The following is a 19989-nucleotide window of genomic DNA, read 5'->3' as shown; positions in this document are numbered from 1 at the left end:
TTGTAGGCCATTGTTAATTTCAGCGGCTCTACGTACATCTACCCAAAAAACGTCAAAAACCCCATACTTTTTCTAATGCATTTTTCTTAACACAACATCAGAAAAATGCATTAGCTTTGCAGAAAGTACCAATTTCACATAACTATAAATTATCAATCCAAACTCACCTTAAAAAATCTCAATCGTGACAATGTGCACAAATCGCTACCCTGCCAGACAGATTTTTAGGGAGAGAACCATGCTTTTACACATTTTGTATTTGGTTGGTATTACCGCCGAAGCCATGACGGGGGCGCTGGCGGCTGGGCGACGCCGAATGGATACATTTGGCGTAATTATCATTGCGACCGCCACCGCAATCGGTGGTGGCTCAGTGCGGGATATTCTTTTGGGCCACTATCCGCTCGGTTGGGTCAAGCATCCGGAATATGTGATTATTGTTGCCACAGCCGCCGTACTGACCACTATTGTTGCCCCGGTGATGCCTTATCTGCGCAAAGTCTTTCTGGTGCTTGATGCGCTCGGGCTGGTAGTTTTTTCTATTATTGGTGCACAAGTCGCGCTGGATATGGGGCACGGTCCGATCATTGCCGTTGTCGCGGCGGTGACGACCGGTGTGTTTGGCGGCGTTTTGCGCGATATGTTCTGTAAACGCATCCCGCTGGTCTTTCAGAAAGAGCTGTATGCTGGGGTTTCATTTGCCTCCGCCGTACTCTATATCGCGTTGCAACACTACGTCTCTAACCATGATGTGGTGATTATTTCCACTCTGGTGTTTGGCTTTTTCGCTCGCTTGCTGGCGCTGCGTCTTAAGCTGGGTTTACCCGTCTTTTACTACAGCCACGGAGGTCACTAAGGTACAAAACCTGTGATCTGCTGGGCAGCCAGCCAGTTGCCCAGCATCTTGATTTGCCCATTATCTTTCCATTCAATAAGTTGGCTGGCACGACGAGATCCTGTCTCTGGCAGTTGCCGCCAATGCTGTTCGCTTCTCTGCAAAACTTGCTCCCAGGTGCTGGAATCGCTGGCGTTAAGCGCCGCCTGGGTTAAGGGTATTCCCATTGCCATCACCCAGCGGGTAAAAGGCTGCTTACGTGCCAGATTAAACTGATGCCATAACTGCTCGCTTTTGCTTTTCGCTATCCCCGGCGTGTTCCGTAATTGCTCTGGCGTTAACTGAAGCCATGAAAAGATATGCTCAAAACGATGAGTCTGATGCAGCGCACGCCAGCCAGCTTCACCAATGCCGTCCAGACCCAAAACCTGTTTTGACCCCAGCCAGACTAGCCGTGAAACGAATTGCTCCTGACAAACATCAGAAGCAAAGTAGCAGGTCAACGAATTAAAGCGGTTTTCTGGCGGCATTGGTTTAGTACGTTCCGTTCCGCGCCAGACCACATCATCAATGCGTGGAATACCCTGACCGGCGAGACTGACGAGAATTTGATCGCCAGGCGCAATATCCCATTCCTGCCAGCGCCTGACGGAACCAATATTCACCCGCTGAACTTTTTTATCATCCAGCATGACAGGCGCGAGTGACGCCACCACCGATATTTTGCCGCTCTTACCCACCGCAAACTGAATCGCATTCACTTCGGCAACCTGTGCCACGGGTTGATATTTCCACGCCACCAACCAGTTCGCCTGACCCGGTAGCCAATGGATGGATTCGGGTTCTTTCGCCGCTCGCACAACGACACCATCGGTAACAAAGGGTAACGCTGTTTTCCACCACTCATTACGTATCCGCTCAACCTCATCAGCATTTTTGACTGCGCGAGTGTACATCTGCGTCAGACTAAACCCTGCGGTTGCAAGCTGTTGCAATCGCTCGGTCATTAACTGCGGTCCATCCGGCCACGCCCAGATAAACACGCCAAGTGAATTTAGCGCGTCAGTATTGTTCTGCCGCATCATCATGCCCGCGACTTTCGAGCGCGCATTCATTCCCCCCATTTGTTGTTGGATATGCCCCTCGCGTTTGAGAAATATTTCCCCCTGCAGCGTACTGTTGGCTAAAGGCCCGCTAACGGTTTGCGGCACAGAGGAAATTAAGCTAACTTTCTGCGTCCAGTCCTCGCCTTTCAGGCCATTGCCGCGACTGATTGCTTTGTTCAGTTTCCCGTCCCGATAAACCAGGGTTACCGCAACGCCATCAACTTTTGGCTGCACCCAAAGATCGCTGCGTTCACGCATCCACAGGCTTAACGCATTTTTATCCGCCATTTTACGTACGCCCGTATGTGCAACCGGATGGATAACCGTGCCGTTTAAAAGCGGCATCATGGCGTCACGATGCGTCTCTTCACCAAAACAACGTTGCCACTGCGTAAGACGGGCGCTTATCTGATCGTAAACACTGTCTTCCACGTCGCTTTTCCCTAATTTCCAGTAATCATCGTCCCACTGTTTTATTTGTTGTTGCAGGCGGGAAATTTCTTCATGCGCTCTGGCGGGCGACCAGGCTGGGCAGACCGCCTGCGCCGATGATTGCCAGCACAAAATCCCCATTAACACCGCTATCCATACTTTCATCATCACCTCCGCTGTAGTCAGGCGGGCAGGTATACAACGTGGTGAATGTAAATCCGAGTGGCAAAAACGAAGTGTGCGAGGACGCTTCCAGAGAATCGTTCTGATTGCAGCAAATGACAGGGAATTGCGGAAACAGCTACGCAAAACGCAACAACTTTGCGCAAAAAGTATGAGCAAGGGCTACGTCACGTGACCGCGCCGTGTATAATAAGCTCGTATGTAGGCTTTATTTCGCTAATCACATACGAAAGATACTCATGGCTCAAGGCACGCTTTATATTGTTTCTGCCCCCAGTGGCGCGGGTAAATCCAGCCTGATTCAGGCTTTATTAAAAACCCAACCGTTGTATGACACCCAGGTTTCTGTTTCACACACCACACGCCAACCGCGTCCTGGTGAAGTCCACGGTGAACATTATTTCTTTGTTAATCATGATGAATTTAAAGAAATGATTAGCAGAGATGCGTTCCTCGAACACGCAGAAGTTTTTGGTAATTACTATGGCACTTCGCGTGAGGCCATTGAGCAAGTCCTGGCGACCGGTGTCGATGTTTTTCTCGATATCGACTGGCAGGGTGCGCAGCAAATTCGCCAGAAGATGCCGCACGCGCGGAGTATCTTTATTTTACCGCCGTCCAAAATTGAACTGGACCGCCGTCTACGCGGTCGCGGTCAGGACAGCGAAGAGGTCATTGCAAAGCGTATGGCGCAAGCTGTTGCAGAAATGAGCCATTACGCCGAATATGATTACCTGATTGTGAATGATGACTTCGATACCGCGTTGACCGATTTGAAGACCATTATTCGCGCCGAACGTCTGCGCATGAGCCGCCAAAAGCAGCGTCATGACGCTTTAATCAGCAAATTGTTGGCAGACTGAACCTGATTTCAGTATCATGCCCAGTCATTTCTTCACCTGTGGAGCTTTTTAAGTATGGCACGCGTAACTGTTCAGGACGCTGTAGAGAAAATTGGTAACCGTTTTGACCTGGTACTGGTCGCCGCGCGTCGCGCTCGTCAGATGCAGGTAGGCGGAAAGGATCCGCTGGTACCGGAAGAAAACGATAAAACCACTGTAATCGCGCTGCGCGAAATCGAAGAAGGTCTGATCAACAACCAGATCCTCGACGTTCGCGAACGCCAGGAACAGCAAGAGCAGGAAGCCGCTGAATTACAAGCCGTTACCGCTATTGCTGAAGGTCGTCGTTAATCACAAAGCGGGTCGCCCTTGTATCTGTTTGAAAGCCTGAATCAACTGATTCAAACCTACCTGCCGGAAGACCAAATCAAGCGTCTGCGGCAGGCGTATCTCGTTGCACGTGATGCTCACGAGGGGCAAACACGTTCAAGCGGTGAACCCTATATCACGCACCCGGTAGCGGTTGCCTGCATTCTGGCCGAGATGAAACTCGACTATGAAACGCTGATGGCTGCCCTGCTGCATGACGTGATTGAAGATACTCCCGCCACCTACCAGGACATGGAACAGCTTTTTGGCAAAAGCGTCGCCGAGCTGGTAGAGGGGGTGTCGAAACTTGATAAACTCAAGTTTCGCGATAAGAAAGAGGCGCAGGCCGAAAACTTTCGCAAGATGATTATGGCGATGGTGCAGGATATCCGCGTCATCCTCATCAAACTCGCAGACCGTACCCACAACATGCGCACGCTGGGCTCACTTCGACCAGACAAACGTCGCCGCATCGCCCGCGAAACTCTCGAAATCTACAGCCCGCTGGCACACCGTTTAGGTATCCACCATATTAAAACCGAACTCGAAGAGTTGGGTTTTGAGGCGCTGTATCCCAACCGTTACCGCGTAATTAAAGAAGTGGTGAAAGCCGCGCGCGGCAACCGTAAAGAGATGATCCAAAAAATCCTCTCTGAAATCGAAGGACGTTTGCAGGAAGCGGGAATACCGTGCCGCGTCAGTGGTCGCGAGAAACATCTTTATTCGATTTACTGCAAAATGGTGCTCAAAGAGCAGCGTTTTCACTCAATCATGGATATCTACGCCTTCCGCGTGATCGTCAATGATTCCGATACCTGTTATCGCGTGCTCGGTCAGATGCACAGCCTGTATAAGCCGCGTCCAGGTCGCGTGAAAGACTACATCGCCATTCCAAAAGCGAACGGTTATCAGTCTTTGCACACCTCAATGATTGGCCCCCACGGCGTTCCGGTTGAAGTCCAGATCCGTACCGAAGATATGGATCAAATGGCGGAGATGGGTGTTGCCGCACACTGGGCTTATAAAGAGCACGGCGAGACCAGCACCACTGCGCAAATCCGCGCCCAGCGTTGGATGCAGAGCCTGCTGGAGCTTCAGCAGAGCGCCGGTAGCTCATTTGAATTTATCGAGAGCGTTAAATCCGATCTCTTCCCGGATGAGATTTACGTTTTCACACCGGAAGGGCGCATTGTCGAACTGCCTGCCGGTGCCACGCCTGTTGACTTCGCGTACGCGGTGCATACCGATATCGGTCATGCCTGCGTGGGTGCGCGAGTTGATCGTCAGCCTTACCCGCTGTCGCAGCCACTCTCCAGCGGACAAACCGTTGAAATCATTACCGCACCGGGCGCTCGCCCGAATGCCGCCTGGCTGAACTTTGTCGTCAGCTCGAAAGCACGCGCCAAAATTCGCCAGTTGCTGAAAAACCTCAAGCGTGATGATTCCGTCAGTCTGGGTCGTCGCCTGCTCAACCACGCGTTGGGTGGCAGCCGTAAGCTGAATGAAATCCCGCAGGAAAATATTCAGCGCGAACTGGATCGCATGAAACTGGCGACGCTTGACGATTTGCTGGCAGAAATCGGTCTTGGCAATGCAATGAGCGTAGTGGTAGCAAAGAATCTCCAGCAGGGAGACGGTTCCATTCCACCAGCAACCCAAAGCCACGGGCATCTGCCGATTAAAGGCGCTGATGGCGTGTTAATCACTTTTGCGAAATGCTGCCGCCCTATTCCCGGCGACCCGATCATCGCCCATGTTAGCCCCGGTAAAGGTCTGGTGATCCACCATGAGTCCTGCCGTAACATCCGTGGCTACCAGAAAGAGCCAGAGAAGTTTATGGCTGTGGAATGGGATAAAGAGACGGCGCAGGAGTTCATTACTGAAATCAAGGTGGAAATGTTCAACCATCAGGGTGCGCTGGCAAACCTGACAGCGGCGATCAACACCACCAATTCCAATATTCAAAGTTTGAATACGGAAGAGAAAGATGGTCGCGTCTACAGTGCCTTTATTCGCCTGACCGCCCGGGATCGCGTACATCTGGCAAATATCATGCGCAAAATCCGTGTGATGCCAGACGTGATTAAAGTCACCCGAAACAGAAATTAATGTTTTATGAACCCAACACGTTATGCACGCATCTGTGAAATGCTCGCCAGGCGGCAGCCTGATCTGACCGTCTGCATGGAACAGGTTCACAAACCCCATAACGTTTCTGCGATCATTCGTACCGCAGATGCCGTTGGCGTACATGAAGTTCATGCCGTCTGGCCTGGCAGCCGGATGCGCACTATGGCCTCGGCTGCGGCTGGCAGCAACAGTTGGGTACAGGTGAAAACGCACCGCACCATTGGCGATGCTGTCGCCCATCTGAAAGGCCAGGGAATGCAGATTCTGGCTACACATCTTTCTGATAACGCCGTCGATTTCCGCGAAATTGATTACACCCGCCCGACCTGTATTTTGATGGGTCAGGAGAAAACGGGCATCACGCAGGAAGCGTTAGCACTGGCGGATCAGGACATCATCATTCCGATGATCGGCATGGTGCAGTCGCTGAACGTCTCCGTCGCATCAGCACTCATTCTTTACGAAGCCCAGCGTCAGCGGCAAAACGCTGGCATGTATCTGCGTGAAAACAGCATGTTACCGGAAGCAGAACAACAACGCCTGCTGTTTGAAGGCGGCTATCCGGTACTGGCGAAAGTCGCAAAACGCAAAGGTCTGCCCTATCCCCACGTCAATCAGCAAGGTGAAATTGAAGCCGATGCTAACTGGTGGGCCACCATGCAGGCTGCAGGGTAAGCGCCATGAAAGGTCGCCTGTTAGATGCTGTCCCGCTCAGTTCCCTAACGGGCGTTGGCGCGGCGCAAAGTAATAAGCTGGCGAAAATCAACCTGCATACCGTGCAGGACTTACTGTTACACCTTCCTCTGCGCTACGAAGATCGCACCCATCTCTACCCCATCGGTGAGCTACTGCCGGGCGTTTATGCCACGGTGGAAGGCGAAGTGCTGAACTGTAATATCTCCTTCGGCGGTCGGCGGATGATGACCTGCCAGATTAGCGACGGTTCCGGCATTCTCACCATGCGCTTTTTCAATTTCAGCGCGGCGATGAAAAATAGCCTGGCGACGGGCCGCCGCGTGCTGGCCTACGGCGAAGCAAAGCGCGGCAAATATGGCGCGGAGATGATCCATCCGGAATATCGCGTACAGGGTGATCTCAGTACCCCGGAGCTACAGGAAACGCTTACGCCGGTTTACCCAACGACTGAAGGCGTTAAACAGGCAACGCTGCGTAAATTAACCGACCAGGCGCTGGATCTGCTCGACACCTGCGCTATTGAAGAACTGTTGCCGCCGGAACTGTCACAAGGGATGATGACGCTGCCGGAAGCCTTGAGAACGCTGCATCGCCCGCCGCCGACGCTGCAACTTAGCGATCTGGAAAGCGGGCAGCATCCGGCACAACGTCGTCTGATTCTGGAAGAACTGCTGGCGCACAACCTCAGTATGCTGGCGTTACGCGCTGGAGCACAACGTTTTCATGCCCAACCGCTTAGCGCCAATGAGGCGCTGAAAAATAAACTCCTTGCCGCCTTACCGTTCAAACCAACGGGCGCTCAGGCACGTGTGGTGGCGGAGATCGAGCGCGATATGGCGCTGGATGTTCCCATGATGCGTCTGGTACAAGGCGATGTAGGTTCCGGTAAAACGCTGGTTGCTGCCCTCGCCGCGCTGCGTGCAATTGCTCACGGTAAACAGGTGGCGCTGATGGCACCAACCGAGTTGCTCGCCGAACAGCACGCCAATAACTTTCGCAACTGGTTTGAGCCGCTGGGTATTGAAGTGGGTTGGCTGGCTGGTAAGCAGAAAGGTAAAGCGCGACTGGCGCAGCAGGAAGCCATCGCCAACGGTCAGGTGCAGATGATTGTCGGCACTCACGCCATCTTCCAGGAACAGGTACAGTTTAACGGTCTGGCGCTGGTGATCATCGACGAACAGCATCGTTTCGGTGTGCATCAGCGTCTGGCATTGTGGGAAAAAGGCCAGCAGCAAGGCTTCCATCCTCATCAGTTGATCATGACCGCCACGCCGATCCCCCGCACGCTGGCAATGACCGCCTATGCCGATCTCGATACCTCGGTCATTGATGAACTGCCGCCAGGGCGTACACCAGTGACGACAGTGGCAATCCCGGATACGCGTCGTAACGACATCATTGACCGCGTGCGTCACGCCTGCATGACTGAAGGACGTCAGGCTTACTGGGTTTGTACGTTGATTGAAGAGTCAGAGTTACTGGAAGCGCAGGCAGCGGAAGCTACCTGGGAAGAGTTGAAATTGGCGTTGCCGGAACTGAACGTTGGCCTGGTACATGGGCGTATGAAACCTGCCGAGAAACAGGCGGTGATGGCGTCGTTTAAACAAGGCGAGTTACACCTGTTGGTTGCCACTACCGTCATTGAAGTCGGCGTTGATGTGCCTAACGCCAGCCTGATGATTATCGAAAACCCGGAGCGCCTGGGTCTGGCGCAGTTACACCAGCTTCGCGGGCGCGTGGGGCGTGGCGCGGTGGCTTCTCACTGCGTGCTGCTCTACAAAACGCCGCTCTCCAAAACGGCGCAAATTCGCCTGCAAGTGCTGCGTGACAGCAGCGACGGGTTTGTGATTGCACAAAAAGATTTGGAGATTCGCGGCCCTGGTGAATTGTTAGGTACGCGTCAGACGGGTAATGCCGAATTTAAAGTGGCAGATTTATTGCGCGATCAGGCCATGATCCCAGAAGTTCAGCGCCTGGCACGGCATATTCACGAACGTTACCCACAACAGGCAAAAGCCCTGATAGAACGCTGGATGCCGGAGACGGAACGCTACTCAAATGCATAAAGACGGCGGAGAGAAGACCGCCGTTTCAGGTTGATTTACCTTCCTGCCGAATGCGGCGTGAACGCCTTATCCGACCTACAAAAAACCAAAAAAAATCAATAAATTGATAATCATTACGCAGGCCAGATAAGCGAAGCGTATCTGGCATTTGTCTTTGTTGCGGCGGCACACATACCGCCGCTTCATCGGTTACCCCGCAAAAATCGGCAACATCAAATACAGCTTAATCACCAGGGCGTTAACGATATCGATAAAGAACGCACCGACCATCGGCACCACCAGGAAGGCCATGTGCGACGGGCCAAAGCGTTCGGTAATCGCCTGCATGTTGGCGATTGCCGTTGGAGTTGCACCAAGGCCAAAACCACAGTGACCCGCAGCCAGCACCGCCGCATCGTAGTTTTTGCCCATCATGCGCCAGGTGACGAAGATAGCGTACAACGCCATGAAGATAGTCTGTGCGACCAGAATCGCCAGCATCGGCAGCGCCAGCGAAGCCAGCTCCCACAGCTTCAGCCCCATCAACGCCATCGCCAGGAACAACGACAGGCTTACGTTACCCAGAACCGATACCGCACGCTCAAAGACACGGTAAAAGCCCATCATGGACAAACCGTTGCTCAGAATCACGCCCACAAAAAGCACGCAAACGAAGGTTGGCAATTCAAAAGCGGTGCCAGCCAAAAGTTGCGCAACAATTTTCCCCACCGTCAGACAGATAGCAATCAGCGCGATGGTTTCAATTAGTACCAGCGAAGTGATCATGCGCCCCACGTCCGGCTTTTCAAATGCGGTGGGGACTTCCTGGTCATCCGGAATACCGTTCGGCGTGGTGGAGTGCTTCACCAGATACCGCGCCACCGGCCCCCCAATCAAGCCGCCCAGCACCAGACCAAAAGTTGCACAGGCCATCGCCACTTCCGTCGCGTTGGTGAAGCCATAACGTTCAATGAACAATTTACTCCACGCAGCTCCCGTACCGTGTCCGCCAGAAAGCGTAATAGAACCGGCCAGCAGCCCCATCAGCGGATCAAGCCCTAACAGGCTTGCCATCCCAATGCCGATAGCATTTTGCATCACCAACAGGCCAACAACCACGATGAGGAAAATCCCCACCACACGCCCACCGGCACGCAGGCTGGCAATATTGGCATTCAGACCAATGGTTGCGAAGAATGCCAGCATCAACGGATCGCGCAGGGACATATCAAAATTGACTTCCCAGCCCATACTTTTTTTCAGCACCAGCAGCGCCAGTGCCACCAGCAACCCTCCGGCAACTGGTTCAGGTATGGTGTATTTCTTCAGAAAGGAGACGGAATGGACCAACTTGCGCCCGAGCAGCAACGTCAGCGTTGCAGCAACAAGCGTTGCTAAAGTATCGAGATGAAACATAGTTACTCCTTTGTGTCCGCACCACTCTTTCACACTCGTCATACTTCATCGCGCATGTGCATTAGGGCGAAATATGACGAGTATCGAGTCATGCTATCCCGGTTCGAATTCTCAGCTGAAAATAAAAAAATGGCATGGATTTTAAGCAGAAAACAACCAAAAGTTATATAAAAAAGTGCATTTATCGCATTTAAATATTTAGAAGAATGCATGGCAAACGTTTGCTTTTACCTTTCGGTCAGCTAAAATGCCCGCTTTGCCACCACGGGATTGTTTTCGATGTCTGTTTCCACCCTAGAGTCAGAAAATGCGCAACCGGTTGCGCAGACTCAAAACAGCGAACTGATTTATCGTCTTGAAGATCGTCCGCCGCTTGCTCAAACTCTGTTTGCCGCCTGTCAGCATCTGCTGGCGATGTTTGTCGCGGTAATCACGCCAGCACTGTTAATTTGCCAGGCGCTGGGTTTACCAGCACAGGACACGCAACACATTATTAGTATGTCGCTGTTTGCCTCCGGTGTGGCGTCGATTATTCAGATTAAAGCCTGGGGGCCGGTTGGTTCCGGGTTGTTGTCTATTCAGGGCACCAGCTTTAACTTCGTTGCCCCGCTGATTATGGGTGGAACGGCACTGAAGACTGGTGGCGCCGATGTTCCAACCATGATGGCGGCGCTCTTCGGCACACTGATGCTGGCAAGCTGCACCGAAATGGTAATCTCCCGCGTTTTGCACCTGGCGCGCCGCATTATTACGCCGCTGGTTTCTGGCGTAGTGGTGATGATTATCGGCCTGTCGCTAATACAGGTTGGGTTAACGTCCATTGGCGGCGGTTATGCGGCCATGAACGATAACACCTTTGGCGCACCGAAAAATCTGCTGCTGGCGGGTGTGGTCTTAGCTTTAATCATTCTGCTTAACCGTCAACGTAACCCTTACTTACGCGTGGCCTCGCTGGTGATTGCGATGGCAGCCGGATATGCGCTGGCGTGGTTTATGGGCATGTTGCCAGAAAGCAACGAGCCGATGACGCAAGAACTGATTATGGTGCCAACACCGCTCTATTACGGGCTTGGTATTGAATGGAGTCTGCTGCTGCCGCTAATGCTGGTCTTTATGATCACCTCGCTGGAAACTATTGGCGATATCACCGCCACCTCCGACGTTTCCGAACAACCGGTTTCCGGTCCGCTGTACATGAAACGCCTGAAAGGCGGCGTACTGGCAAACGGCCTGAACTCGTTTGTATCGGCGGTGTTTAACACCTTCCCGAACTCCTGCTTCGGGCAGAACAACGGTGTGATCCAGTTGACCGGTGTTGCCAGCCGTTATGTCGGTTTTGTCGTCGCACTGATGCTGATTGTGCTCGGCCTGTTCCCGGCTGTGAGCGGTTTTGTGCAGCATATTCCGGAGCCGGTACTTGGCGGCGCTACGCTGGTGATGTTTGGTACTATCGCCGCATCCGGTGTGCGTATCGTTTCTCGTGAGCCACTGAACCGTCGAGCCATTCTGATTATCGCGCTGTCGCTGGCGGTCGGTCTGGGCGTGTCTCAGCAACCGCTGATTTTGCAGTTTGCCCCTGAATGGCTGAAAAACCTGCTCTCCTCCGGGATCGCCGCTGGCGGTATCACTGCCATTGTGCTGAATCTGATTTTCCCGCCAGAAAAACAGTAATCCACTCGCGGCGGTAAAATTCTTTACCGCCGTAGCAACTCGCTTTCTCCATTCCCGCCTTGAGGAATGCGCGTAAATCGTGCATAACTCCCTTATGTGCATTTCACGGGATGGAAGACCATGAAATTTATTGGGAAGCTGCTTCTCTACATTTTCATCGCGCTATTCGTGGCGATCGCTGGCCTCTATTTCCTGCTGCAAACCCGCTGGGGAGCAGAGCATATCAGCGCATGGATATCCAGGAATAGCGACTATCATTTGACCTTCGGGGCGATGGATCACCGCTTTTCCGCGCCATCTCATATCGTGCTGGAGAACGTCACATTCGGTCGCGATGGTCAACCTGCCACTCTGGTGGCGAAAAGTGTCGATATTGCGCTAAGTAGTCGGCAACTGAGCGAGCCACGCCATGTTGATACTATCCTGCTGGAAAACGGGACGCTAAATCTCACCGGCCAGACCGCGCCACTACCGTTCAAAGCGGATCGTCTGCAACTGCGTGATATGGCGTTTAACAGCCCCAATAGCGAGTGGAATCTCAGCGCACAGCGAGTAAATGGCGGCGTCGTTCCGTGGTCGCCGGAAGCCGGTAAAGTCCTGGGCACGAAGGCTCAAATTCAGTTCAGTGCCGGCTCTCTGTCGCTCAACGATGTTGCTGCTACCAATGTACTGATTGAAGGCACTATTGATAACGATCGCGTCACGCTTACGAATCTGGGCGCCGATATCGCCCGTGGTTCATTAACCGGTAATGCGCAGCGTAATGCCGATGGTAGCTGGCAGGTGGAAAATCTGCGCCTGGCTGATATCCGTCTGCAAAGCGAAAAATCTCTGACCGATTTCTTTGCACCTTTGCGCTCTGTCCCGTCGTTGCAGATTGGTCGCCTTGAAGTGATCGACGCTCGCCTGCAAGGTCCGGACTGGGCGGTGACCGACCTCGATCTCAGCTTGCGCAACATGACCTTCATTAAAGATGACTGGCAGACGCAGGAAGGCAAGCTGTCAATGAACGCCAGCGAGTTTATTTATGGTTCGCTGCATTTATTTGACCCGATTATGAACGCGGAGTTTTCCCCACAGGGCGTGGCGCTTCGCCAGTTCACCAGCCGCTGGGAAGGCGGAATGGTCCGAACGTCAGGGAACTGGCAACGCGACGGGAAAACGCTGATCCTCGACGATGCAGCGATTGTCGGGCTGGAATATACCTTGCCGAAAAACTGGCAACAGTTGTGGATGGAAACGACCCCAGGCTGGTTAAACCGCCTGCTACTGAAGAGATTCAGCGCCAGCCGCAACCTGATCATTGATATCGATCCGAACTTCCCGTGGCAGCTCACTGCGCTGGATGGTTATGGCGCGAATCTGACGCTGGTTGCCGATCATAAGTGGGGCGTCTGGAGTGGCACGGCGAACCTGAATGCCGCCGCCGCAACGTTCAATCGTGTCGACGTTCGTCGCCCGTCGCTGGCGCTAACCGCCAATAGCAGCACGGTGAATATCAGCGAACTTAGCGCGTTTACCGAGAAAGGCATTCTTGAAGCTACTGCCAGCGTCTCACAAACGCCGCAGCGCCAGACCCATATCAGCCTGAACGGACGCGGTGTGCCGATGAACATTTTGCAACAGTGGGGATGGCCAGAGTTACCGATTACGGGCGATGGCAATATTCAGCTCACCGCCAGCGGCGATATTCAGACCGATGTACCGCTAAAACCTACGGTTAACGGACAACTCCATGCTGTGAACGCAGAAAAGCAGCAGGTAACACAAACCATGAATGCTGGCGTCGTTTCCAGTGGCGAAGTCACGTCAACGGAGCCAGTGCAGTAAAAATCAATCTCGCCGGGCACGACATAGCCGTACCCGGCATTTTTTCAACAAATTACAGCATAATTGTCAGTGAGTTACCCACTGGCGACACCACCACACCCAACTCAGTTTCGGTCTGCGAACCGCCTTGCAAACCATTTACTTTCGCAATATTACGCAAGCACAGTGTCCAGTTCTTCGCCTCGCCCGCGCCTGTCACGATAATCGTATTTTCAGTACGCGCCGCTTTCAGGGTGAAGATCACCGAACCGTCGGCGGCGGGCACTTCACAGACAGCTTCACGCCCGTCTTGCAGATTAAAGAGTTGGAAAGCTGTGCCTTCATGCCATGCGTAGTCGGGGCGTTGATCATTGTTCCCCAGCGCCAGTAAGGTGTTGTCACGCACGTAAACCGGCAAACTAAGAAAATCATGCTGCTGTTTATGCCAACGGCTGCCTTCTGTTTCATCGTTACGCCACAGATGCGTCCAGCGACCTTCTGGAAGGTAAAACTGTACATCGCCCGCTTCAGAGAACACTGGCGCAACCATCACGCTGTCGCCCAACATATATTGACGGTCAAGATAATCACAGGCTGGATCGTCCGGGAACTCCATCACCATTGCGCGCATCATCGGCGTACCCAGCGCGTTAGCACGAGCGGCTTCGCGGTACAGATACGGCATCATGCGGCATTTAAGCTGTGTGAAATGGCGCACGACATCGCAGGATTCATCATCATAGGCCCACGGCACACGATAAGATTTGCTGCCATGCAAACGGCTATGGCTGGAGAGCAAACCAAATGCACACCAGCGTTTGTAAACGTGTGCCGGAGCGGTATTCTCAAAGCCACCGATATCGTGGCTCCAGAAACCAAAACCGGAAAGGCCAATAGATAACCCGCCGCGCAGGCTTTCCGCCATCGATTCGTAATTGGCGTAGCAGTCTCCGCCCCAGTGCACGGGAAATTGCTGTGCGCCCACAGAAGCGGAACGGGCAAACAGGACGGCCTCTTCCTCACCGACAGTGTCTTTCAGGACGTTCCATACCAGTTCGTTGTAGATGTACGCATAATGATTATGCATTTTCTGCGGATCGGAACCGTCAAACCACTGAACGTCTGTTGGAATACGTTCGCCAAAGTCGGTCTTAAAGCAATCGACGCCCATCGCTACCAGGCCTTTCAGTTTATCGGCGTACCATTTGCAGGCATCTGGGTTGGTAAAATCATAAATCGCCAGGCCTGGCTGCCATTTATCCCATTGCCATAACGAGCCGTCCGGGCGTTTGAGTAAATATCCTTTCTCTTGCAACTCTTTAAATACCGGCGATTTTTGCCCTATATAAGGGTTAATCCAGACGCAGATTTTCAGCCCTTTCGCTTTCAAGCGGCGAATCATCCCTTCCGGGTCAGGGAAAGTGACCGGATCCCACTCAAAATCGCACCACTGGAAGGCTTTCATCCAGAAACAGTCGAAGTGGAAAACATGTAGCGGCAGATTACGTTCCGCCATGCCGTCGATAAAGCTGTTTACCGTAGCTTCGTCATAATTAGTGGTAAATGAAGTCGTTAACCACAAACCAAAGGACCATGCTGGCGGCAGTGCCGGACGCCCGGTAAAACGGGTATAACGATCGAGCACCGCTTTCGGCGTCGGGCCATCGATAACAAAGTATTCGAGATATTCACCCTCGACGCTGAACTGCACTTTGGAGACTTTCTCCGATCCCACTTCAAACGAGACGCACTGCGGATGATTAACCAGCACGCCGTAGCCACGGTTGGTGATATAGAACGGGATGTTTTTGTACGCCTGTTCGGTGCTGGTTCCGCCGTCACGGTTCCAGGTTTCCACCGTCTGACCGTTACGCACCAGCGCGGTGAAGCGTTCCCCCAGACCGTATACTGTTTCACCGACACCGAGATCCAGGCGCTCAAACATGTAGCTACGGTTGGTGTTGGTGTCCTGTATATAGCCGTTATTTTTCAACTGGCTACCGGTAATACGCACACCATTGCGCAGAAAATCGAGCGACCAGAATTCACCTTTGGTAACACGAACACTCAAATTACCGCTCTTCAGCTCGGCATATTCAATTGTGTTTTGCATCTCCACCGGAACGTCATGCAACACATTAAGCGGGTAGTGCGGACCGTTATCCAGCGCCCCTTGAAAATGCTCAATCCGCACGCCAACCACACCTTCCTGAGGTGAAAAAAAGCGCAGCGTAAACAGTGGCGTATCCAACTGCCAGGTACGCTCCCGCACATCACGCGGCGCGGCGTAAACCACCATCTCCTTTCCCCGCAGCTCAACATCAAAAACCTGGATGGGGTGAATCAAATTAAGACCAGGTTGAATAAGCCAGTTTCCATCGCTGATTTTCATAATCCGTTCCTTTCGTTCTGAAATTTTTGTTACCGCAAGCATGACAAGTGAAGAAGGCGCCAGTCAGACAGCCCGAAAGTAAACCATCCTTAAGAGTGCGGATATTGCTATTTTTTGTTATCAACTTACGTTTCTTGTTTTCTGTGATCGCGGTAGCGCCAAAATGTAACTTATGGATTTGCTGAAGGTTTCTGTGAAAGGGATCATGGCAAGACGAAACGATACGGAAAAAAGTGTGATGGGGGATGTGATAAGGCGAGGAACTAGCTATAATGCGCCCCGCCTCCATGTAGCAATCGAGGCGCGGAAGATCGTCGTCTCCGGTGAGGCGGCTGGACTTCAAATCCAGTTGGGGCCGCCAGCGGTCCCGGGCAGGTTCGACTCCTGTGATCTTCCGCCAAAATGCCTCTTCTGACGTTCACCAATCCCTTGTAATACGATTAAAACCAGACATTTTCTTCTGTTCATGATTCAATCGGCTTAACCGAGTTCTTTCATAACATTTATTGCAATGGCGGCGACATGTCAGACAAAGACTTAACCCAGTCTCCGGCAGGCGAATTTAACAAATCAACAGCAGGCAGGAGAGATCATCCCCGGCATTGATCATGTCAATCGCTTTATCCATCCGCTGATTGATAATTGGTGAATGCAAGGTTTTCTCGGCAAGGCTCGCCACAATCTTTAACACAGTTGCCTCATCAGGAGTTACTTCCAGCGATGTCACACTCAACAAATGCTTTATATAGAAATAATCGAGGATTAAACGGTAAACCTGGCGCATGATCGTTGAGAAATCAGCATCTGGAAAATGACAGTGGTAAATTTTGTAGGTCAGTAAATTGCGCAATACATGCGGGGCGCTAAGGATAGAATCCTGGCAAAGTTGCTGCCATTGCTTATCCAGAACTGCAAACTTGTCGACCAGATCCTGCTTATCCGTACTGGCTGTAATGTTTAAATACGCCGCCATCTTCCGATGCACCCCAGCGATAATGTTATCCCTGGCGCCTTCATTCGCGATAAGTGAACCCAATGCCGACAGCGCGCGCACCTTCAATCCAACCGACTCCGTTGACGTTGAACGATGAATCAAACTTATACCTGCCGCCAGCTCGCTTAATAGTTCCTGATGATACTGTTCGGCCTGCGCAAAATGGCGATGCAGATCGAACTCAATGCGTTGCAAGTAAACCATAAACTGTGCCAGCGCCATCAGGTTCTCTTCAACGTTCAACGATGGTGCCTGTAGAAGGTGCCAGGCAAAGAGATGCACAATCTGTTGGATCTGATTAACCGGCTGCTGCCGGGCGATGATATTGTTTTTCGCCTTCGCCAGCAGCTCATCTTGTTCATGCACTAACATGCTGTCGGCATCGAACAATACCAGACGGGCTACTTCTGGACATGAAAGCGTCATCGAATAACGAGTTGTATCCGCGTAGTGCTTTTTACAACGTGGATAAGTAGAACAGGTAACTGAAAGCGCGTTGCCTCCCAGCTCGCGGTGAACCAGGCAGAGTTTATTTTCGTCGAGAAACGGACACTGCCCCTGCGCGTCCAGCTTAATTCTCGAATATCTTTGTTTACCTTTTCGCACCAGCATCAAATTCTCTTTCGCCAGGCTGGAGATTTCCGGATGGTGTGCGTTGAGGTAATCATGATGAGTTTTCTTGTCGATATCTATTTGCCATCCCTGACAACAGGAAATCAGGCAGTCAGGACCGACACAGGAAAACTTCTTCACAAACTCGGGTTTGATCACTTTATGGATTTGCATAACATTCTTCGCGTTTAAAAAGCGAACAGTAGCATGTTGTCAGAAAAAAATGATAACGCCATAACATGACGGTTTAATAAGCATTTCACGCGTTTCATAAAGATAAAGAATAATGCTCGACCTCATCAAATTACCCACGCTATTTGTCAGCGACGCTAATGCAAAATATTTCATTGCGACGTGATAAGAAATTTCGATGCTTTTGAATAACGACCTACGCAAACCATGAAGGATACTTATGAGAAGAATATTCATGGTTCCGACGAGAATAATATAAAAGCCTCACGGTCGATTTTATTTTTAGATTGCTTCTGGCTGGCGATAATAATGTCAGACGTATCAACGGCCTGCCTGTTATTGATAAAGATGCGTAACTATTGCTGAAAGGCAACATAAATATGCTTTATATGAACAGAGCCATCCTTGCCATTTTTGCTATCATGCCTGCATACATAAACGACAAAACCGTATGCAGAGGGGAAAAATGGGTTCCACCAGAAAGGGGATGCTGAACGTTCTAATTGCCGCCGTATTGTGGGGAAGTTCAGGTGTCTGCGCACAATACATCATGGAGCAAAGCCAGATGTCATCGCAGTTTCTTACCATGACGCGACTGATATTTGCCGGTTTTATTCTGCTAACGCTCTCCTTTGTCCACGGCGATAAAGTCTTCTCAATCATTAAAAATCATAAAGATGCCATCAGCCTGCTGATTTTTTCCGTTGTTGGCGCACTGACCGTCCAGCTGACTTTCTTACTGACAATTGAAAAATCCAATGCCGCTACAGCAACGGTGCTGCAATTTTTATCACCAACGATTATCGTGGCATGGTTCTCACTGGTACGTAAATCACGCCCCGGCATCCTGGTTTTTTGCGCCATTCTGACATCGCTGATTGGTACGTTTTTATTGGTGACACACGGTAATCCGACATCATTATCGATCTCTCCTGCTGCGTTATTCTGGGGTATCGCCTCGGCATTTGCTGCCGCATTCTATACGACATACCCCTCAACGCTCATTGCCCGTTACGGCACGCTGCCAGTGGTTGGCTGGAGTATGCTCATTGGTGGTCTGATCCTGCTGCCCTTTTATGCCGGACAAGGAACAAATTTTGTGGTTAATGGCAGTCTGATTCTGGCGTTTTTCTATCTGGTGGTAATTGGAACTTCGCTGACTTTTAGTCTGTATCTGAAAGGCGCACAGTTAATTGGCGGGCCAAAAGCCAGCATTTTGAGCTGTGCAGAACCATTAAGTAGCGCGCTGCTCTCTTTACTGCTGCTGGGGATCACTTTCACATTACCTGACTGGCTGGGAACGCTGCTGATTCTGTCATCGGTGATTTTGATTTCAATGGATTCCCGCCGCCGCGCCAGAAAAATGTAATCGTCCGGCGCGGCGCGGTTGATAATTACCAGCCCGGCACCGCGCCACCGTTAAAGATAGTTTCTGCCGCTTTAGCAACTTCCGGTGATTGATAAGATTGCAAAAATTCCTTCACGTTTTCTGCATCCTTGTTATCTTCCCGCGCCACCAGAATGTTCACATACGGCGAATTTTTATCTTCAATAAATACGCTGTCATGCACCGGGGAAAGCCCGGTTTGCTGAATATAAGTCGTGCTGATAATCGCCACATCCACTTTCGGGTCGTCCAGTACGCGCGGCAACTGTGCCCCTTCCAGTTCCATAATCTGTAAATGACGCGGGTTATCGGTAATATCCAACGCCGTTGGCAGTAAACCTTTCCCCTCTTGCAACGTAATCAGTTTCTCTTTTTGCAACAGTAACAGCGCCCGCCCAAGGTTGGTCGGATCATTCGGAATCGCCACTGTCGCCCCATCTTCTAGCTGATCGACCGTTTTGATTTTTTTCGAATAGCCCGCCATGGGGAAGACAAAGGTATTCCCCACCGCCACCAGTTTATAACCGTGCGCCTGATTATCCTGTTCAAGGAAAGGGCGATGCTGGAATACATTGGCATCCAGTTCACCATGATTTGTTGCATCGTTCGGCAGCAATGAACCACTAAATCCAATCAGTTCAACCTCAAGGCCATACTTCTCTTTAGCCACTTTTTTAGCGACTTCCGCCACATCCTGTTCGGCACCGTTTATGACCCCAACTTTAATGTGTTTTGTATCGCTACTTTGCTGGTCGCAGCCTGCCAGTAGTATTCCTGCCAGTAATAACGCTACTCCTGTTCGTAGATGATGTGTTGTCAGTTTCATTTTTTATCCTTTTATTAATGATTACCTGACTATAGCGGTAAGGTCGCTGCGG

Annotated in this window: 13 protein-coding genes, 1 tRNA gene and 1 pseudogene; 10 read left to right on the top strand and 5 right to left on the bottom strand. The window is 51.6% G+C overall.

Features of this window, described 5'->3' with window-relative positions; translation table 11 throughout:
- Window positions 1–238: 238 nt before the first annotated feature.
- Entirely contained in the window at window positions 239–856 is a 618-nt protein-coding gene (locus BEG40_RS05605; RefSeq protein ID WP_105285029.1) for a trimeric intracellular cation channel family protein, read from the top strand.
- Here BEG40_RS05605 and ligB read toward each other — a convergent pair.
- The gene (gene ligB, locus BEG40_RS05600) at window positions 853–2538 is read right to left on the bottom strand and encodes an NAD-dependent DNA ligase LigB (protein ID WP_105285028.1); all 1686 of its coding nucleotides are present in this window, start codon (window positions 2536–2538) and stop codon (window positions 853–855) included. The genes BEG40_RS05605 and ligB overlap by 4 nt on opposite strands.
- A gap of 257 nt (window positions 2539–2795) precedes the next feature.
- Here ligB and gmk point away from each other — a divergent pair, with 257 nt between their 5' ends.
- From gmk to recG, 5 genes are read left to right on the top strand one after another with little or no spacing between them, the layout of a single operon-like run.
- Window positions 2796–3419 carry a guanylate kinase gene (gmk, locus tag BEG40_RS05590; protein WP_001295237.1) on the top strand — a complete coding sequence of 208 codons (624 nt, stop codon included), beginning with the start codon at window positions 2796–2798 and terminating at the stop codon, window positions 3417–3419.
- Between the two features lie 54 nt (window positions 3420–3473).
- Window positions 3474–3749, top strand: coding sequence for a DNA-directed RNA polymerase subunit omega (rpoZ, locus tag BEG40_RS05585; RefSeq protein WP_000135058.1), 276 nt, complete (start codon window positions 3474–3476; stop codon window positions 3747–3749).
- 18 nt (window positions 3750–3767) lie between these two features.
- Window positions 3768–5876, top strand: coding sequence for a bifunctional GTP diphosphokinase/guanosine-3',5'-bis pyrophosphate 3'-pyrophosphohydrolase (gene spoT, locus BEG40_RS05580; protein WP_105285027.1), 2109 nt, complete (start codon window positions 3768–3770; stop codon window positions 5874–5876).
- 6 nt (window positions 5877–5882) lie between these two features.
- A complete protein-coding gene (trmH, locus tag BEG40_RS05575; RefSeq protein WP_001070180.1) occupies window positions 5883–6572 on the top strand; it encodes a tRNA (guanosine(18)-2'-O)-methyltransferase TrmH in 690 nt (229 codons plus the stop codon).
- 5 nt (window positions 6573–6577) lie between these two features.
- A complete protein-coding gene (gene recG, locus BEG40_RS05570; protein ID WP_105285026.1) occupies window positions 6578–8659 on the top strand; it encodes an ATP-dependent DNA helicase RecG in 2082 nt (693 codons plus the stop codon).
- A 189-nt stretch (window positions 8660–8848) separates the two neighbouring features.
- Here recG and gltS read toward each other — a convergent pair whose 3' ends face one another.
- Complete coding sequence (gene gltS, locus BEG40_RS05565; RefSeq protein WP_000468835.1) at window positions 8849–10054, bottom strand: sodium/glutamate symporter; 1206 nt, start codon at window positions 10052–10054, stop codon at window positions 8849–8851.
- Window positions 10055–10333: 279 nt separating this feature from the next.
- Between gltS and xanP the strand changes: the two genes are divergently transcribed.
- Together xanP and BEG40_RS05555 are read left to right on the top strand one after the other, a co-directional pair.
- Window positions 10334–11725: a xanthine/proton symporter XanP gene (gene xanP, locus BEG40_RS05560; protein ID WP_016159940.1), complete on the top strand. Its 1392-nt coding sequence runs from the start codon at window positions 10334–10336 to the stop codon at window positions 11723–11725.
- A gap of 120 nt (window positions 11726–11845) precedes the next feature.
- Window positions 11846–13555 carry an AsmA family protein gene (locus tag BEG40_RS05555; RefSeq protein WP_105282458.1) on the top strand — a complete coding sequence of 570 codons (1710 nt, stop codon included), beginning with the start codon at window positions 11846–11848 and terminating at the stop codon, window positions 13553–13555.
- Window positions 13556–13607: 52 nt separating this feature from the next.
- Here the strand turns inward: BEG40_RS05555 and yicI are convergent, their stop codons facing one another.
- Window positions 13608–15926, bottom strand: a complete 2319-nt coding sequence (gene yicI, locus BEG40_RS05550) for an alpha-xylosidase (protein WP_105285025.1) — start codon at window positions 15924–15926, stop codon at window positions 13608–13610.
- Window positions 15927–16231: 305 nt separating this feature from the next.
- Here yicI and BEG40_RS05545 point away from each other — a divergent pair.
- A tRNA-Sec gene (locus tag BEG40_RS05545) sits at window positions 16232–16326 on the top strand.
- Window positions 16327–16488: 162 nt separating this feature from the next.
- On the opposite strand, the gene fliB is transcribed toward BEG40_RS05545, so the two are convergent.
- The gene (fliB, locus tag BEG40_RS05540; RefSeq protein ID WP_001586186.1) at window positions 16489–17706 is read right to left on the bottom strand and encodes a flagellin lysine-N-methylase; all 1218 of its coding nucleotides are present in this window, start codon (window positions 17704–17706) and stop codon (window positions 16489–16491) included.
- 484 nt (window positions 17707–18190) lie between these two features.
- Here fliB and BEG40_RS05535 point away from each other — a divergent pair.
- Window positions 18191–19115: pseudogene (locus tag BEG40_RS05535) on the top strand (carboxylate/amino acid/amine transporter).
- A 3-nt stretch (window positions 19116–19118) separates the two neighbouring features.
- On the opposite strand, the gene nlpA reads toward BEG40_RS05535, so the two are convergent.
- Window positions 19119–19937 (bottom strand): lipoprotein NlpA, encoded by an 819-nt coding sequence (gene nlpA, locus BEG40_RS05530; protein ID WP_000779442.1) that lies wholly within the window; start codon window positions 19935–19937, stop codon window positions 19119–19121.
- Window positions 19938–19989: the final 52 nt, after the last annotated feature.

It is taken from the genome of Escherichia sp. MOD1-EC5495 (assembly GCF_002965965.1).
In the GTDB taxonomy this organism is placed as follows: domain Bacteria; phylum Pseudomonadota; class Gammaproteobacteria; order Enterobacterales; family Enterobacteriaceae; genus Escherichia; species Escherichia ruysiae.
The sequence above is the reverse complement of the archived record's forward strand: the minus strand, read 5'-3'. Positions and strand labels throughout refer to the sequence as shown.